Source organism: Pseudomonas sp. ChxA (genome assembly GCF_030263855.1).
Lineage (GTDB): Bacteria > Pseudomonadota > Gammaproteobacteria > Pseudomonadales > Pseudomonadaceae > Aquipseudomonas > Aquipseudomonas fluorescens_CB.
This window is the reverse complement of sequence record NZ_JARPMK010000001.1, coordinates 4,602,689-4,619,030: the sequence shown is the minus strand read 5'-3', so window position 1 is coordinate 4,619,030 and position 16,342 is coordinate 4,602,689. Positions and strand designations below refer to the sequence as shown.

The 16,342-nt window shown below is 60.4% G+C and carries 15 protein-coding genes and 1 pseudogene; 8 read left to right on the top strand and 8 right to left on the bottom strand.

Annotated elements, in window-relative coordinates:
- Positions 1-14 precede the first annotated feature (14 nt).
- The gene (locus P5706_RS20440; protein ID WP_285681314.1) at positions 15-503 is read left to right on the top strand and encodes a DUF2938 domain-containing protein; all 489 of its coding nucleotides are present in this window, start codon (positions 15-17) and stop codon (positions 501-503) included.
- Positions 504-878: 375 nt separating this feature from the next.
- The gene (locus tag P5706_RS20435; RefSeq protein ID WP_058421281.1) at positions 879-1,178 is read left to right on the top strand and encodes a putative quinol monooxygenase; all 300 of its coding nucleotides are present in this window, start codon (positions 879-881) and stop codon (positions 1,176-1,178) included.
- Between the two features lie 200 nt (positions 1,179-1,378).
- On the opposite strand, the gene P5706_RS20430 is transcribed toward P5706_RS20435, so the two are convergent.
- Positions 1,379-2,275: a LysR family transcriptional regulator gene (locus tag P5706_RS20430; RefSeq protein ID WP_200434090.1), complete on the bottom strand. Its 897-nt coding sequence runs from the start codon at positions 2,273-2,275 to the stop codon at positions 1,379-1,381.
- Positions 2,276-2,494: 219 nt separating this feature from the next.
- Between P5706_RS20430 and moaB the strand changes: the two genes are divergently transcribed.
- The 4 genes from moaB (at position 2,495) to P5706_RS20410 (ending at position 6,466) form a co-directional block, all read left to right on the top strand.
- Positions 2,495-3,034 carry a molybdenum cofactor biosynthesis protein B gene (gene moaB, locus P5706_RS20425; RefSeq protein WP_200434091.1) on the top strand — a complete coding sequence of 180 codons (540 nt, stop codon included), beginning with the start codon at positions 2,495-2,497 and terminating at the stop codon, positions 3,032-3,034.
- Positions 3,034-4,221 (top strand): molybdopterin molybdotransferase MoeA, encoded by a 1,188-nt coding sequence (locus P5706_RS20420; protein ID WP_502945511.1) that lies wholly within the window; start codon positions 3,034-3,036, stop codon positions 4,219-4,221. The genes moaB and P5706_RS20420 overlap by 1 nt, the downstream gene beginning before the upstream one ends.
- A gap of 303 nt (positions 4,222-4,524) precedes the next feature.
- Complete coding sequence (locus P5706_RS20415; protein WP_285681305.1) at positions 4,525-5,466, top strand: AEC family transporter; 942 nt, start codon at positions 4,525-4,527, stop codon at positions 5,464-5,466.
- Positions 5,467-5,611: 145 nt separating this feature from the next.
- Positions 5,612-6,466: a DNA/RNA non-specific endonuclease gene (locus P5706_RS20410; protein WP_285681302.1), complete on the top strand. Its 855-nt coding sequence runs from the start codon at positions 5,612-5,614 to the stop codon at positions 6,464-6,466.
- Positions 6,467-6,725: 259 nt separating this feature from the next.
- Here the strand turns inward: P5706_RS20410 and P5706_RS20405 are convergent, their stop codons facing one another.
- From P5706_RS20405 to P5706_RS20395, 3 genes are all read right to left on the bottom strand, one after another.
- Positions 6,726-7,031: a hypothetical protein gene (locus P5706_RS20405; RefSeq protein ID WP_200434095.1), complete on the bottom strand. Its 306-nt coding sequence runs from the start codon at positions 7,029-7,031 to the stop codon at positions 6,726-6,728.
- Positions 7,032-7,251: 220 nt separating this feature from the next.
- On the bottom strand, positions 7,252-8,313 hold the full coding sequence (locus P5706_RS20400) for an ATP-binding protein (protein WP_200434096.1): 1,062 nt from the start codon (positions 8,311-8,313) through the stop codon (positions 7,252-7,254).
- The gene (locus P5706_RS20395; protein WP_200434097.1) at positions 8,310-9,059 is read right to left on the bottom strand and encodes a response regulator; all 750 of its coding nucleotides are present in this window, start codon (positions 9,057-9,059) and stop codon (positions 8,310-8,312) included. Before P5706_RS20395 ends, P5706_RS20400 begins: the two co-directional genes overlap by 4 nt.
- A gap of 389 nt (positions 9,060-9,448) precedes the next feature.
- Between P5706_RS20395 and aotJ the strand changes: the two genes are divergently transcribed.
- Positions 9,449-10,225, top strand: coding sequence for an L-arginine-binding protein AotJ (gene aotJ / locus P5706_RS20390; protein WP_285681298.1), 777 nt, complete (start codon positions 9,449-9,451; stop codon positions 10,223-10,225).
- A gap of 1,165 nt (positions 10,226-11,390) precedes the next feature.
- On the opposite strand, the gene P5706_RS20385 is transcribed toward aotJ, so the two are convergent.
- The 4 genes from P5706_RS20385 to P5706_RS20370 all read right to left on the bottom strand — a co-directional run bounded on the left by P5706_RS20385 (position 11,391) and on the right by P5706_RS20370 (position 14,740).
- Positions 11,391-12,017 carry a helix-turn-helix transcriptional regulator gene (locus tag P5706_RS20385; RefSeq protein WP_138815588.1) on the bottom strand — a complete coding sequence of 209 codons (627 nt, stop codon included), beginning with the start codon at positions 12,015-12,017 and terminating at the stop codon, positions 11,391-11,393.
- On the bottom strand, positions 12,017-13,150 hold the full coding sequence (locus P5706_RS20380; protein ID WP_200434876.1) for an NAD(P)/FAD-dependent oxidoreductase: 1,134 nt from the start codon (positions 13,148-13,150) through the stop codon (positions 12,017-12,019). The genes P5706_RS20385 and P5706_RS20380 overlap by 1 nt, the downstream gene beginning before the upstream one ends.
- Positions 13,151-13,171: 21 nt before the next feature.
- Complete coding sequence (locus tag P5706_RS20375; RefSeq protein WP_285681293.1) at positions 13,172-14,119, bottom strand: ornithine cyclodeaminase family protein; 948 nt, start codon at positions 14,117-14,119, stop codon at positions 13,172-13,174.
- Between the two features lie 306 nt (positions 14,120-14,425).
- A complete protein-coding gene (locus tag P5706_RS20370) occupies positions 14,426-14,740 on the bottom strand; it encodes a DUF6124 family protein (protein ID WP_285681291.1) in 315 nt (104 codons plus the stop codon).
- A 612-nt stretch (positions 14,741-15,352) separates the two neighbouring features.
- On the opposite strand from P5706_RS20370, the pseudogene P5706_RS20365 reads away from it, so the two are divergent.
- Positions 15,353-16,341 (top strand): annotated as a pseudogene (locus tag P5706_RS20365) (hypothetical protein).
- Position 16,342: the final 1 nt, after the last annotated feature.

Below are 16,342 nucleotides of genomic sequence, written 5' to 3'. Positions count from 1 at the left end.
AATAAGAGGTCGGTATGGCATCGCTGCACGTGGTTGCACAGGTGATTTTATTGGGGGTCGGGGCTACGGTCGTGATGGATATGTGGATGCTGTTGATGAAGGCGCTCAAGGTGCCCACGCTGAATTTCGCCTTCGTGGGGCGCTGGGTCGGGCACGCGTGCCACGGGCAGTTTACCCATCGCAGCATTGCACTGGTGGCGCCCGTGCGTGGCGAAGTTGCCTTGGGCTGGATCGCGCACTACGTCACCGGGATTGTGTTTGCGCTGCTGCTGGTGGAGGTCGAAGGGGTCATCTGGTTGCAGGCGCCGACCTTGGTGCCGGCATTGGTGCTGGGTATCGCCACCGTGGCTGTTCCGCTGTTTTTGATTCAACCCGCCATGGGCGCGGGGTTTGCCTCCTCCAAGACACCCACGCCGGGCAAGAACTGCCTGCGCAGTGTGATCAGTCACGCGGTGTTCGGCGTGGGGTTGTACCTGGCTGGCGTGGCGATGGCTTGGGCGTAGGGCAGCAACACACCCTCTTGATGCAATGCGCAATAAATGTGGGAGCGGCGGTGCGACGATTCGACTTGCTCGCGAATGCGGTGAGCCAGTCAAAGCATCTGTGACTGACACGGCCTCTTCGCGAGCAAGCCCGCTCCCACTTTTGACCGAGTACGCCCTCTGCAATATCGGTTGTAGCTTGGCTCGCTTTCAATATTTCATTGAAAGTCTATGCGCCCCTGGCGGATGGCTAACGCGGCGGGTGTTTCATTAGGCTGGATATCTCCTCACACACCTGCGACGGATATCCAAATGGCCCTCAAGACGATGAGTTTTACCCTGCTTGCGCTGTTGATTGCAGGGTGTGCGAGCCATTCCCCTGACGGAGCGACCCCTATGCCAAAACCATTAGTTTCCATCGCCGTACTCAAAGCCAAACCCGGCAAACAGCAGGCACTCAAACACGGCTTGTTGGCCCTGGTCGCGCCAACGCGCACCGAGCCGGGTAACCTCGACTATGTGCTGTTTGAGCTGCGTGATGCGCCTGGCACCTTTTACATGCGTGAAGCGTTCAAGGACCAGGCGGCCCTGGATGCGCATTTTGCCACGCCGTACTTCAAGCAATTTGCAGCCACGGCCGACGATTTGCTAAGCGAGCCGCTGCAACTGATTTTCCTTGAGCAAGTGTCGAACTGAGCCATTCGTCATCTTGCACAGTTATCTACTGAACTGTGGTGCGACGCTGGACCTGTGGCGAGCAGGCTTGCCCTGCGTTGGGCTGCGCAGCAGCCCCATCCGGTTACGACTGACTCACCGAGTCGCCTGAATTGGGGCGGCTTCGCCACCCGACGCAGGGCAAGCCTGCTCGCCACAGTGAGAGTGTTCGTCCTTTCGCGTCAGTGCGTGTCCTTGGCGGCAAACACCTGCTTGGCGTGCGCAAAACACTTCTCGGCGATAGCCGAGCGCGGTTCGGTCTTGCGCATCACCAACCCCAGCGGCGCGAGTACGCTGGCGTCCGGCAGGTTGATAAAGGCGAGGTTCTCGATCGGGTTTTCCAGGCCGCTGTCCAGCGGCATGATCGCGCAGCAAAACCCTTCGTGGATCGCCTGGAACAGCTGATAGGTCGAATCGCTTTCGAGAATGGGCTGCGGGTCGAGGCCACGGCTGCGGAAGCTCAGGTCAATGGATTTTCGATAGTGCATGCCGTTGCTGATCATCCCAAGGGGCAATTGCGCGGCGTCTTCCCAACTCATTTCGGTGCCTTCGAAGTGGAAGTGGCGCGTGTCGTACAGCAGGCCGACGCGGGTCTCGCCCAGTTCGAAAACTTCCAGGTAATTAGGGTTTACGTGGTCCAGGTAGCACACACCCAGGTCCAGTTGGTTGGTGCCCAGGGCTTCGATGATCTTGTCCGAGCTCATCGACGACAGGCTGAACTTGAGCTCGGGAAATGTCTGGGACAGACCCTGGATGTAACTGATGGGGTTGAACCCGCTGAGCGGCACCAGCCCCAGGCGCAGGCTGCCCACCAGCTGCCCGCGACACGCCGCCGCTTCGGCAAACAAACCATCATGCGCCGCGAGCAGGGTTCTGGCCCAGGCCAGCACGCGCTCGCCGGCTTGGGTGAAACCTTCGAAACGCTGGCCGCGGGTGACCAGCTCCAGGCCCAGCTCATCTTCCAGGTTGCGCAGGCGCATCGACAGGGTCGGCTGGGTGATGTGGCAGCGCGCAGCCGCCTGGCCGAAGTGCCGGGTCTGCTCCAGCGCGATCAGGAATTTGAGTTGCTTGATGTCCATTTAAAGCCCCAGCCTGGGAATAAGTGAGCGGTCATGATAAGTGCCCGTGCCTGCACCCGCAGCAGACCATCGCATTGTACGGCCTGCACGTCCAATCACCTGCATTGAAGGCGTCATAGATTCACTCGATAACCCGGTCAACCGTAACGATTAGACAGCCCTCGTGGGCGCGCTTTAGCCTCAGGCAATTGACTGGATACTGGCCTGCTGGAGATGCACATGAGCGTAACGTCGGACACTGTGTTTGTCCCCTTGAACATTGCCGTGTTGACCGTCAGCGATACCCGCGAATACGCCAACGACACCTCCGGGCAACTGCTGGTCAGCCGGCTGCTGGAAGCCGGGCATAGCCTCAGTGAGCGCAACCTGCTCAAGGATGACCTGTACAAGATCCGCGCACAGGTCGCCACCTGGATCGCCAGCGAGCAGGTCCAGGTGGTGTTGATTACCGGCGGCACCGGCTTCACCGGCCGTGACAGTACGCCCGAGGCGGTCAGCTGTTTGCTCGACAAGCGCATTGATGGCTTTGGTGAGTTGTTCCGCGCTATCTCTATCCTCGATATCGGCACCTCCACTGTGCAGAGCCGAGCCTTGGCCGGGCTGGCCAACGGCACGCTGGTGTGCTGCCTGCCGGGCTCGACCGGCGCGTGCCGGACAGCGTGGGAAGGCATCCTCGCCGAGCAACTCGATGCGCGCCATCGGCCGTGCAACTTTGTGCCGCACCTCAAGCCGGTGGCGCTGTGCGAGACGCGCGGGTGATGACGGTGGAGCAGGCGATTGCCGCGCTTCTGGCCATGGCCCAGGCGCAACGCCTGCAAGACAGTGAGCCGGTATTGCTCGATGACGCCCGGCAACGGGTGCTGGCCAGTGACCTGGTGGCGACCCTGGACCTGCCGCCGTGGCCCAACAGCGCCATGGACGGCTACGCCTTGAACCTTGAGAGCTGGCAGGGAGAGCCGCTGGTGGTGTCGCAGCAGATTTTTGCCGGTGTCGCGCCCAAGGCTTTGCAGCCCGGCACCTGCGCGCGGATTTTCACTGGCGCACCGCTGCCCGCCGGGGCCAATTGCGTTGAGATGCAGGAAAACGTCGAAGTCCTTCCTGACGCCAGCGTGCGCTTCACCCGGGCACTGCGCGTCGGCCAGAATATTCGCCCACAAGGCCAGGAGAACCATGCCGGCCAAGTATTACTTGCAGCCGGCAAGCGCCTCGGGCCTTTCGAACTAGCCATCGCCGCAGCGCAGGGCTGCACCCATGTACACGTGGTGCGCCGGCCTCGGGTGGCGTTGTTGTCTACCGGCGACGAACTGGCTGAGCCGGGCACGCCGCTCAAGCCCGGCTGCATCTACAACAGCAATCGCACCTTGCTCAGCCATTGGTTGAGCGCATTGGGGTGTGAGGTCATCGACGGCGGCGTTCTTCCCGACCAGCCGCACCTCACCCGGCTCAAGCTTGAGCAGTCGCAACAGGGCATCGACTTGATCCTCACCACCGGTGGCGTATCGGCCGGCGATGCCGATTGCCTCGGCCAGGTGCTGCGCGAATGCGGTCAAGCGTTGTTCTGGAAACTTGCGATCAAGCCGGGCAAGCCCTTGACCGTGGGGTACTTTGGCAGCGTGCCGGTGATCGGTCTGCCGGGCAACCCGACCTCGGCACTGGTGACCTTCGGGCTGCTGGCGCGGGCTTATCTGCTGCGCATCCAGGGCGTCGAAGCAGTCACGCCCCTGAGCTTTGCGGTGACCGCAGGGTTTGACTGGCCCAAAGCCGGCAATCGACGCGAATACCTGCGGGCCAGGCTGGAGGAGAGCAGAGCGGTGCTGTATCCGAACCAGAGCTCTGGCGTATTGCTGGGCGCTTCGTGGGCCGATGGGCTGGTGGAGATCGCCGAAGGCTGCACCTTGCAGGCGGGTGACACGGCGCGTTTCATACCCTTCGGTGAATTGTTCTGAGTACCCTCTTTTCAAGGCTTTTGAGACACCGGCTGATTTAACGACGAACACAATCACTGTGGCGAGCAGGCTTGTTATGGCAAGCAGGCTTGCCACCACAGGCTTGCTCGCCACAGGTTGCTTTGGCCTGCACCTGCATTTGGTCAGGCATGGATTGAAACCCACAACATGAAATAAATGTCATGGCGTATTTAGTTGGTGAACAACCGCCCTTGACGTAGCTTGCGCCGCACGTTCGCCTGGCCAGGATCCGCCCTCGAGATCAGCCGCTGTTCGACCACAATAACCACGAGGAACGAGAGCGTGCTAGACAGGATTACCGGGCCGCTGTTGCCCGTTGCCGTGGTGATTACCTTGGGGTTTATCGCCGGCAAACGCGGCAAGTTGAACCATGCCGATAGCCTGCTGATCAGCCGTCTGGTGCTGGGCTGGATCATGCCGTCGCTGCTGTTTGTGGGCATGGCCAGTACCCCGCGTGCGCAACTGCTGGACTTCAACTTTATCCTGGCCACGGTGATCGGCATCGTCGGCATGTTCGGGCTGGCGCTGGGCATTGGTTGGTGGCGCCTGCGCGACCTCAAGGCCGCCACGCTCAAGGGCCTGGTCAACGGCTTTCCGGACGCCGCGTTCATGGGCATTCCGATCCTTGCGGCCATGTATGGCGCAGGCAGCCTGTATGCGGTGCTGGTGCTGAACCTGGTCGCAACCTTGATCATGATCCCGCTGGCGATCATGTTGCTGACCCTCGCGGATGGCAAAGGCAGCGGTGGCCAGGCGTTCGTCTCAAGCCTTTGGGCGGCGGTACGTCGCCCGTTGGTGTGGGCGCCAGCCTTGGGCATGCTGCTCTCGCTGCTGGAGGTCAAGTTGCCGGCGGTTGCCGCCGACTCATTCAACCTGCTGGGCAAGGCGACGCCCGGTGTGTCGCTGTTCTGCCTGGGGCTGATCATGTCGGCAGACCGGCTGAAAATGTCCGGTGAGGTGTGGACCAACCTGGGGCTCAAACTGTTTATTCAGCCGGCGCTGATGTTTGCCGCCATGATCCTGCTGGGCCGCCACGGCGTTTACGCACAGCAAATGATCCTGCTCAGTGCACTGCCTTCGGCGACGATCCCGGCGATGTTCGCCAACCAGGCCGGTGTGTATCAGCGTGAAGCCACGACCTCCATTTTGCTCAGCACGCTGCTCTCGATCGTGACCTTTTCAGCGGCGATTTACTTGGTCGACGGCGGGCTTGCGGCGGCGTGACGGGTTTTTTTGCGTCCCTTGAAACCTGTACACAATTTGAAATGTTTAAGTGGTTTAATGTTTATGTCGGCTTGCGATGGATCGCAGCCGCCGACAGACGTTTTGTCATTGATTCACCAATCTGCTACATCCAAGGAGCTACACCATGCAAGGAAGTATGAAGTCCAAACACTTAGCGTTTCTGTTGATCCCGCTGGTTGCCGCCTGTACCACGCCGGACAGAACCCGCGAATCGGCCATCACCCCCCAAGCTCAGCCCCAACAGGCCTGGCAGTTCGACAACTGCTCGGTCGGCTGCCCCAGCGGCGGCAGCCCACTGACCCTGAACCGTCAGGCGTACACCCTGAACAACAATGGCTCGACCAAGTTTGCCAACTGGGTGTCGTACAAAATCACCAAGACCACCCCCGCCAGCGGCCGCGCGCGCGACTGGCAGACCGACCCGGACATCCCGCCCGGCGAAACCCTCGACCCGGTGGATTACAACGGCGCCAATGTCGCGCTCAAAGTCGACCGCGGCCATCAGGCCAACCTGGCCTCGATGGCGGGCGTGGCGGATTGGCAAAGCCTCAATTACTTGTCGAACATCACCCCACAGAAGTCCGACCTCAACCAGGGGCCGTGGGCGCACCTGGAAGACCAGGAGCGCAACCTGAGCAAGCAGGCGGGAGTCGACGCGGTGTATGTTGCCACCGGGCCGCTGTATGAGCATTTTGTCGGCTCGCTGCCAGGCACGAACAAGGTGCACACCATTCCCAGTGGCTACTGGAAAATCATCTCCGTCGGCAGCTCGCCTGAAGGCGGAATGTATGCCTCGTTCATCATGAACCAGGAAACGCCCAAGGGCGCCAATTTCTGCGATTACCAAGTGCCCGTGAGTCAAATCGAAGAGCGTTCGGGGCTGACGTTCTGGAGTGGTTTACCGCAAGCGGTGCAAGCTGCGTTGAAGGCCAAGCAAGGGCAATTACCGGGCCGCATTGGTTGCAAACAAGCGTTGTAACCAGTTAAGGATCAGTCCCCCCTCTGTGGCGAGGGAGCTTGCTCCCGCTGGGCTGCGAAGCAGCCCTGAAAAAAGGGACTGCTGCACGGTCCAACGGGAGCAAGCTCCCTCGCCACAGGTTACCGGTGCAGATACTGGCCTTTACTATCAGCTTCGCTCGGCCTTCACATAGTCCAGGCGTAGTTCCAGGACCTGAAGAATCTGCTGATCAAAATTGACTACGATGATTGCGCAAGGGCTCACCAGCAACCTGCGCTTATCAACACAGATAGCGGTTGCGCGCCTCCCTGAGCAGGTCACGCATCTGGTCGACGCGCAATAACAGCGTCATTTGCCGCTCATCGACGATGATTTCCGCCACGATCAATGCGCAGATCATCGGCGCGGTCACCAGCCAGTGCTCGTAACATTGGGTGGTCAGCGATACGAAGACGCCCACAATCCACAACGCCAGTACCCACTTTGGGGCACGACGTTGCAGCGGCACCCAGAAGCGCTGCAACCTTTTCAAACGGGCCGTGTGCAGCCTTAACGAGGCTTCGAGTCGGGATATGTCATTGCTCATGTTTACCCTCCCTCAACGGTACGCGCGCCGCCTGGGAGCGTGGTTCCCAGCCAAGACAGGTTGACCCGTTCAACTTCTACCCATTGCTCGCCGACAGGTTTGGCGCGGCAGCTTTTAAAGGCGATGCACACCTGCTTTGCGTCCAATAAAGCAAAGTGCCGGTAACGGGGCGGGCGCCTAAACACCGAAAAAAACATACGCATCGCCGTGCCTCGCTCAATCAAACGTGCCAACTGAGTTCAAACAGCGTGCCGCCGTTTTCCATGCGGCGGCAGGTCACTGCGCCGCCATGGGCAAGGGCGATGGCGCGTACCACGGCCAAGCCCAGGCCACTGCCGCCTTGGGCGCGTGAGCGGGAGTTTTCCCCGCGTTGGAAGGCGTCGAACAGGCGCGTGGCAAAACCTTCGTCGATGCCGGGGCCGTCATCGCGCACGCGCAGGTAGTTGAAGCCGTCGCGGGTGCTCAGGTGCACGATGACATTGCCCGGTGTCGCGTGCCGCCGAATGTTATCCAGCAGGGCCAGCAAGGCCTGGCGGATGCGCGCCGGGTCGCAGCGCAGGGTGCGGCGTTGCAGGTCCAGTTGCAGCACGAAACCTGCGGCTACCAGGCTCGGTTCAAACAACCGCACATCGTCTTCAATGCCTGTCGCCAGGTCGGCTTCTTGCAGGTTGAGTTCCAAGTAGCCACTGTCGGCCAGGCCCACCACGCGCAAATCCTCGATCAAACGCGTCAAGCCTTCGACCTGGCCCAGCAGGCTGTAGAACTGCGCGGTGTCGGGTTCGAATACACCCTCGGCCAACCCTTGCAGGCGCCCGCGCAGAATAGTCAGGGGCGTGCGCAGTTCATGCGCAATCGCGGCATTCCAGAACGCTTGCTCCTGCGCCATGCGCTGCAAGCGTTTGGCCATGCTGTTGAAGTCATTGACCAGGATCGCCGCTTCACCGATCGACTGGTCACCGGCAACCGCCTGCACGTCCAAGTCACCGTCGGCCAGTTTGCGCAGGTTCTCGGCCACGGAATTGAGCGGCATCAGAATGCGTCGCGACAGTTTCAGCGCCACAATCGAGCCCACCGCCAGGCTCACGCACGTGGTCAGGCCCATCCACACCCATTCAGCCTTGGCCGGCAGCCAGGCATCCACTTCGGCGTCGGTGAGCGGCCAGTAGGTCCATAGCAATGCGTAAAAAATATACGAGCCGATCACCGCCAGGGCGATCACGCACAGCACCACGGCGCACATCGACAAAATGATCTGGCGGCTCAGGCCTTTGAGCCCTTTCACACCACGCACCCGAACCGGTAGCCGACGCCACGGATACTGGTGGGCACACCCTGCACGCCGAGGTCTTCGAGCTTGCGCCGCAGTTTGCTGATATGGCTGTCGACCGTGCGCTCCAGGCTGTCGCTTTCCGGTGAACACTGGGCCAACAACTCGGCGCGGGTAAACACCCGTTTCGGTGCCTTGGCCAGTTGCGCCAGCAGCCTGAATTCGGTGACGGTCAAGGCCAGCGGCACTCGGCGGCCGGCCAGCGTCACCGTGGCTTCGTAGCTTTCCAGGTCGATTTCAAACGCGTCCACTCGCAGCACCGTGGGGCAGGCGTGGCCGCGATAAGCGATGGAGCGGCGCAGTACCGCCTGGGTACGCGCCACCACTTCGGCCGGGTTGAACGGCTTGACGATATAGTCGTCGGCGCCGATGCGCAGGCCCATCAGCTTGTCCATGTCCTGATCTTGCGCGGTCAGCATGATCACCGGCGTATGGCCGCGCTGGCGCACTTGCGCGAGAACTTGCCAGCCATCCACGTGGGGCATCAGCACATCCAGCAACATCAGCTCCGGCTTGAGCGCCAGGTGCATGTCCAGCGCCTGTTGGCCGTCACGCGCGTGGGCGGTGCGAAAGCCGCTGCGTTTGAGGTAAGCCACCAGAATGTCGGCGATTTGCGGCTCGTCCTCGGCAATCAGCACGAGGGCCTGGGGTTCTCTGACGCAGTCCGGGCGGGGTAACGATGCAACGGGAAAATCAGTCATGGTCTGCTCGGTGAATACGCGGCGAGCCTGTGCATCCCTGCGCTCGTGCTTATCTGCCTTATCGTGGCTGCCGGTCCATGGCCACGTTTGCCAGTAGTGATCATAGCTTCTGGGTGAGGGTGCTGGCCTCCAGGGCAGGCATCATCGTGTTCTCCTGGTGAACCCACGCAACGGTGAACGCAAGTGTGCGCAACCAGCGTGCGCTTTCATGGGAGGTTTTGTGGAGAAACGATGGAGACGGGCATTAATTTGTGCCCCAGCGTGTAGAAAGGCGGCATGGATTGACGATTAATACCTAAAAGTCCAATATGGAATTATAAGTACAAAAGAGCCTCTGCCTTTCTTTCTTCACGCTTGCCAAACCAACAACAACTTGCGAGATAACGACCATGAAGAAACCCGCGCTGATCGCAGCACTGGCCCTGGGCCTGTTTGCTTCAAGCCATGTGCTGGCCGCTGAGAAAACTTTGCGTATCGGTATTGAGGCGGCCTACCCACCGTTCGCCTCCAAGACCCAGGATGGCAAGATCGTCGGGTTCGACTACGACATCGGTAACGCCTTGTGCGCGCAGATGAAGGTCAAGTGCGTGTGGGTGGAAGGTGAGTTCGACGGCCTGATTCCTTCGCTTAAAGTGAAGAAAATCGACCTGGCCTTGTCGTCCATGACCATCAACGAAGACCGCAAAAAGTCGGTGGATTTCACCCACAAGTATTACTTCACTTCCTCGCGCCTGGTGATGAAAGACGGCGCGGTGGTGGATGACCAGTACGCCAGCCTCAAGGGCAAGACCATTGGCGTGCAGCGCGCCACCACCACCGACCGCTATGCCACCGAGGTGTTCGAGCCCAAGGGCATCAACGTCAAGCGCTACGGCAATAACGAAGAGATTTACATGGATCTGGCCTCGGGGCGCCTGGATGCGATTTTTGCCGACACCATCCCGTTGAGTGACTTCCTGTCGATGCCACGCGGCAAGGGCTATGCGTTTGTCGGGCCGGAACTCAAAGACCCCAAATACGTCGGCGAGGGCGCCGGGATCGCGGTGCGCAAGGGCAATACCGAGTTGGTCAGTGAGCTGAATACGGCCATCGACGGCATCCGCGCGAATGGCGAGTATCAGAAGATTTCACAGCAGTATTTCAAGTCCGATATCTACGGCGATTGAGTGTGAATGGGGGAGCCAGCTTTTGTGGGCGCTGATTTGTAACCCATGTGGGTGCGTCATACCCGGTCGGGGGCATATCCGTTATTTAGGTAACGGCGGCCTATGGTTCCGCTCTTACAGCGGGTCACTTTTGTAAAGACACAAAAGTAACCAAAAAGTCTTCGCCCCAACACTCGGTGCCTCGCTATGGCTCGGCATGCCCGCAATCCGACAGTGATTTGGGGGGCCGCCGCGATGGGCCATCCTTGGCCCAGCGCGGCTAAACCGGCATCCCTGCCGGTTTACCCCCCAAATCACTGTCAGATTCCGGCCATCGTGTTTGACGGGGCGATTTCAGATCAAGATCAAGATCAAAAGCGCAGATCAAAAGACCGCTGACTTCGCCAGCGAAAAGGATGTAAGAGCCAGAGCCAGAGCCAGAGCAACAGCAGAGCCAAACTCGGTCTAATGTGGGAGCTGGCTTGTCGAATCGTCGCACCGCTGCGATGGCATCAACTCGGTGTGCCTGATGTACCTAGGTGTCAGCATCGCAGGCAAGCCAGCTCCCACAGAAAAGAACATGTTCAGAGCATGCAAATCCGCAGCCGACCTCATATTCAAAACTGCATGCGGTCAACTGTGGGAGCGGGCTTGCTCGCGAATGCGGTGTATCAGTCAATTCATCCGTCACTGACAGACCGCCTTCGCGAGCAAGCCCGCTCCCACATTTAGACTGTGTTGCATCAGGTAGACAGGCTTTTGCCTTGCACTTGATCTGGCTTTTGCTTCAACCACTCAGGTCGGCTTTCAGGCCGCCGTGCTGTAGATTTTGATTTTGATCTGAGGCGCCCCGTTAACCACGATGGCCGAACGCAGGCTTGAATCCGTGGGTAACCCGGCAGGACGCCGGGTTAGCCGCGCTGGGCCAGGGATGGCCCATCGCGGCGGCCCACGGATTCAAGCCTTCGTTCTGGCACACCGAGCCTAAGCGAGGTGCCGAGTGGTGGGGCACAGACCTTTTGGTTACTTTTGGCTGGGCCGGCATTCCGGGCGTTTGCCAAAAGTGACCCGCTGTAAGAGCGGAACCAATAGAAGCCGTTACCGCAGCAACGGATATGTACACCGACAAACCGCCACAGCAGACAACCCAGCTCTAACATTTGATCAGCGTTCCAAGGCAGCTTACTCAGCCCTTCAATTCCTTGAGGTGCTTGTACACCGTCGCCCGCCCCATCCCCAGCACATTCGCCACATAGTTCGACGCGCTCTTGCCCTTGAACGCGCCCTCGGCATGCAACGCCAGCACCAGTTCACGCTTATGGTCGCGGGTCAGCAGGTTCAGGCTCAGTTGACGCTCACGCATCCAGGCATGCAAAAAGGTGTTGATGCGCTCCTGCCAGTCATCACGAAACAGTGAGTCCGGCTGCGGAATCAACTTGCTCGGTGACAGAAACAGGTCCAGCGCCGCCTTGGCATTTTCGAACAGCGAGATATTCAGGTTGATGCACAACACCGCCAGCCGACGGCCTTTGTGGTCATGCAACACCGTGCTCAGACTGCGGATTTTCTGACCGTCCCAGTTGAGCTTTTCGTACGGGCCGATATTCACTTCGCGGATGTCATCGCTGAGCATGTCCTCCAGGGACGATTCGTCACCAATGGCTCGTTTCGACAAGTTGTTGGCGATGTAATCGACCTTTTGCGTGCGCAAGTCATGCAGCACCACTTCGGCGTGGGGAAAGAACAGCGTGGCGATCGCATCGGCGATCGCCCGGAAGTTCTGCACAACGTTTTCTTGTTCAGCAATGCTCATCAATGCGGCTCCAGGCGGACGGGCGAGAGCATACCAGCGTCCAGGCCAAACCGCGTCAGTGGCTCCGGCAACGGTGCGCCACGCACCAGCGCCGCGCTGGCCTGGCCCATGGCCGGTGAGGTCTGGATGCCATAACCGCCTTGCGCCGCGACCCAGAACAGCCCCGGCACCTGCGGGTCGAAGCCTGCGAGCAAATCACCATCAGGCACAAAACTGCGCAGCCCGGCCCACGTGCGGGTCGGGCGGCGGATGGTCAAGGTGGTGGCTTCTTCGATCTGGTAGATGCCCATGGCAATGTCCAGCTCTTCGGGTTGTACATCCTGGGGTTCGACCGGATCGGCGTTGGCCGGCGAGCCGAGGAACATGCCTGCATCGGGTTTCATGTAGAAGGCTTCGTCGAGCGCCACCAGCATCGGCCACGCATGCGTGTCGACGCCTTCTGGCCCGGCGAAGATAAATGCCGAACGCCGCTTGGGCTGCAGGCCGATGGTCGCCGCACCGGCGAGCCCGCCGATATGATCGGCCCAGGCGCCAGCGGCGTTGATGATGATCGGCGCGGTGTAGGTCGCGTCTTGGGTGCGCACCTGCCACAGGCCCTCGGCGTCACGGCTCAGGCCCAGTACATGGCTGTCGGTACGCACTTCGCCGTGATGGCGGCGGATGCCACGCAAATAGCCTTGGTGCAGGGCATCGGTGTCGATGTCACTGGCGGTCGGGTCGAAGATGGCGCCGTGGACTTTTTCACGACGCAAGATCGGCAAGCGTGCGCACGCCTCATCGACACTCAGCCGTTCCACCTGCGCCACAGTGGCCTTGGCGCTCTGGTATTGGCGCTCCAGTTCCGCCGGGTCGCCGCTGAAATCCACGGTGATCTCCCCGCGTGGCGTCAGCAACGGATGCTCACAGAAGCCTGCCGGCGGGTTATCAAAAAATGCACGGCTGGCCAGGGTCAACGCGCGCACTTGCGGCGTGCCATAAGCCGCGGTGTAGAGCGCCGCCGAGCGCCCGGTGGAGTGATAGGCCGGGTGGTTCTCGCGCTCCAGCACCAACACTTTGCCATGCTGCGACAACCAGAACCCCGTGGATGCACCGGCAATGCCGCCGCCGATGATGATGAAGTCTGCATGGCTCATAAACATCTCCTTAAACAATGATTAGCGCTGGGTTTGGTACAGGGCGTTGGCCAGTGCGACGTCTTCCAGGCCCAGGCCGATCGAGCGAAAAAACACGTGGCGGTCATAGTCCGGGCGCTGCGCCATGTCACTGAGCAGCTCCGGCAGGTCGCCGATCACGGCGCGCTTGTCCCAACCGTGTTGCTCGGCGGCGATCAGCATCTCACCGGCCGCGCCCGGCGTGGTCTGGCGATAGTCGCAGAACACATGCATGGCTTGCAGGCTGGCAGGTGGCACTTCATGGGCGCGTGGCGCATTGGTGCTGATGGAGGTGATCAGCGCTGGCTTGCGCAAGCGCGCTGGGTCTAGCACCGGGCCGGCTGATGAGGTACACAGCAGGATCACATCGGCATCGTCCACGGCGCTGTCACAGCTATCGGCCAGGGTCAGGCGTGGGTCCAGGCCTGTGAGGTGGGCGAGGGTGTCGGCGTTGGCATGGCCCAGGCTCGGTGAATACAGGCGGATGTGCTGCCAGTCGCGCAGGTTGCGCACGTAGTGCAGGTGCGCTTGCGCCACCTTGCCACTGCCGATAATCGCCAGGCGCCGCGCGGCAGCAGGCGCCAGCACGTCCACCGCCAATGCCGTGGTGGCAGCGGTGCGCGCGGTGGTCAGCTCGGCCGCATCACACAGCATCAGCGGCTGGCCGGTGTGCATCGACATCAACAACGTCCAGGCCGTTACCAGCGGGCCTTGCTCGCGCACGATATAGGGCGACGTCTTGACGCCATAAACGCCCTCGTCGGCCAACACGCCCAGGTAGTTGATAAAGTCGCCGGCCCCGTGCGGGAACTCCACTAACTGCTGCGCCGGCTGCACCGCCAGCCCGGCCGCCAGGTCGCGGAACAGCTTGTGCAGGATGTGAGGCACATCGACCTGAGCAAGCAATTCACGGGCTTGGGCCTGGTTCATGACGAGGGGCGTGCTGGACATGGCAATCTCCGCAGATAAACTAATTTGTCCATTATGGACATTTAGTTCCATAGAGCAATATCCATGCACAGATTTAGGATGCACCGGCCAGCGCAGATGTCCAACTGACAGGACCGATCAACTGTGGGAGCGGGCAAGCCCGCACAGTTTCAGATCATTCCCACGCTCTGCGTGGGAATGACGCCTGGGACGCTCCGCGTCCCGCCCCCCCAGCACAACATTCAAGCTCTGCGCAGGTGCGACGCAGAGCGTCACGGGCTGCATTCCCACGCGGGAGCGTGGGAATGATCTAACTGACAGAGCCGATCAACTGTGGGAGCGGGCAGGCGGGGCTGTGGGTTTCAGGCACTCGATGGAGCGGTCCACCGTGGTCTTGGCCATCTCCAGCAAATGCCAGACCGCCAGAATCTTCGCCCGCTGGGGGCTGGCCAGCAAATCGCCGCAGTTGAGTGCAGTAGCTGAAGCACTGTCGAGCAAGCTGGCGGTGTAGAGCAGGGCGTCTTCGAAGCTCAGGTCTTCGATTTGAACGCCGTTGGAGGGTAGGTAATGGTCGATGGCGCGGTTGAAGGCGGCGCGGTCTTTGGTGGTGTTGCGGGGTGGGTCGGGGACGACTTTTTTCATTGTTTAGCTACCTTTTGGATTCAGGGAGCCGAACCGTTCGCGACTAAACGTAGGGTGGCGGCTGTACGCAGGTTAGTCGACCGGACCAAAAGGTAAAAACCGGCGCACCCGAGGGCGCCCTGCGCACAGCCACCATAAAACCTCACGGAGGGCCATGCACCTTTTGGAATACCGAGCGACTAAACCCGATCACTGATAAGCAGTGACGGATCGCAGACTAGCCATCGATTCCAGCAGGCACAAGGCGGCAAGGATTGTCTAGGAAACGTCCTGCAATTTAAAGAGACGCGCCCTGCTGGCCCTTTAAAAAACATGACCAAATGCCACTAATCAGATCGTTCCCACGCTCTGCGTGGGAATGCAGCCTGGGACGCTCTGCGTCCCGCCCACAACATTCAAGTTTTGCGCAGGTGTGACGCGGAGCGTCACGGGCTGCATTCCCACGCGGGAGCGTGGGAACGATCTATCAAGTCCGGCCATTTTTGTAGGCGTAAATTCCTAGTGATGTAGGCAACTTCCCAAATATCACTCAGCCATCCCGACCTTGTGTCCGAGCCCTGTTCGCTTGCTTATATTCCGACGCCATCTTCATTGCATTCAGAGATACGAAGCATGGCGCAGGGCTATATCAACGACCGCCTGACGGACTACCTCAGCTTGAAAACCCAGTTGATGGGCCATTCCCCGGGCCGGCAGCGTGCCGATCATTTCGATGTGCTGAACCGGCACCTGCGTCATGGGCTGGTAAGGCCGGGGCAGTTGGTGATTATTCCCGATCCCTACAGCGTGACCTGCTCACTGGAAGAGGCCTGGCTTGTGCGCCATGCCGAGGCAATCAGTCGGGAGCTGGACGCGCGCGTTGCAACCCAAGTGGTCAACAACTATGACTTGCGGCAAAGCCTTCTGGGGTACGGCTCGTTGGGAGTGGGCAGCGCAACATCGGCGTGGGCGCGGCATCTGGACGAAGTGGCGCAGACGCTGGAAGAGATTGAGCGGCTGCACCAGCGCCTGAAAACCGCAGGCTTGGAGCGTGAGGCTTTTTGCGCCAGCGCCAGGCGTTGTTTGGGCTGCTGGACACCCAGTTGCAAGGCGCGGCGCGATTTGGCACGGGGTTGCGAGGTAATCAGGCGCTGAAAAAGATATTGGGGATTTCAACCAAAAGCTATCTGCACAAGGGTGAGATTGCCGGGTATGCGCAGCGGATGCGGAGCATTGCGCAGACCTCGAAGTGGTTGGGGAAGGGCACCTATGTGGGGTTGGCACTGGACGTGGGCGTGGCAGGGTTGGAGATCAAGGAGGCATGTGTGGAGGGGCGGGAGGCGCAGTGCCGGCGGGCGAAGTATGTGGAGACGGGGAAGTTGGTGGGTGGCGTAGGGGGGGCTTATGGCGGAGGGAGGGCGGGCGCGAAAATAGCCCGTCTCGGCTGCAAGGTTTTTTTGGGCGTCGTGGCTAAAGGAAACGGTGACCTGGCTTGCGCAGTGATCGGCGGTGCTGCGGGAGGGTATGCAGTGGGCAATGGAATTGGCGATTTCGGTGCGTTTCTGGGCGGAAAAATCGAAGAGATTGACGGTGATTTGATCTTTCAACCAGAGGGCGCATAAG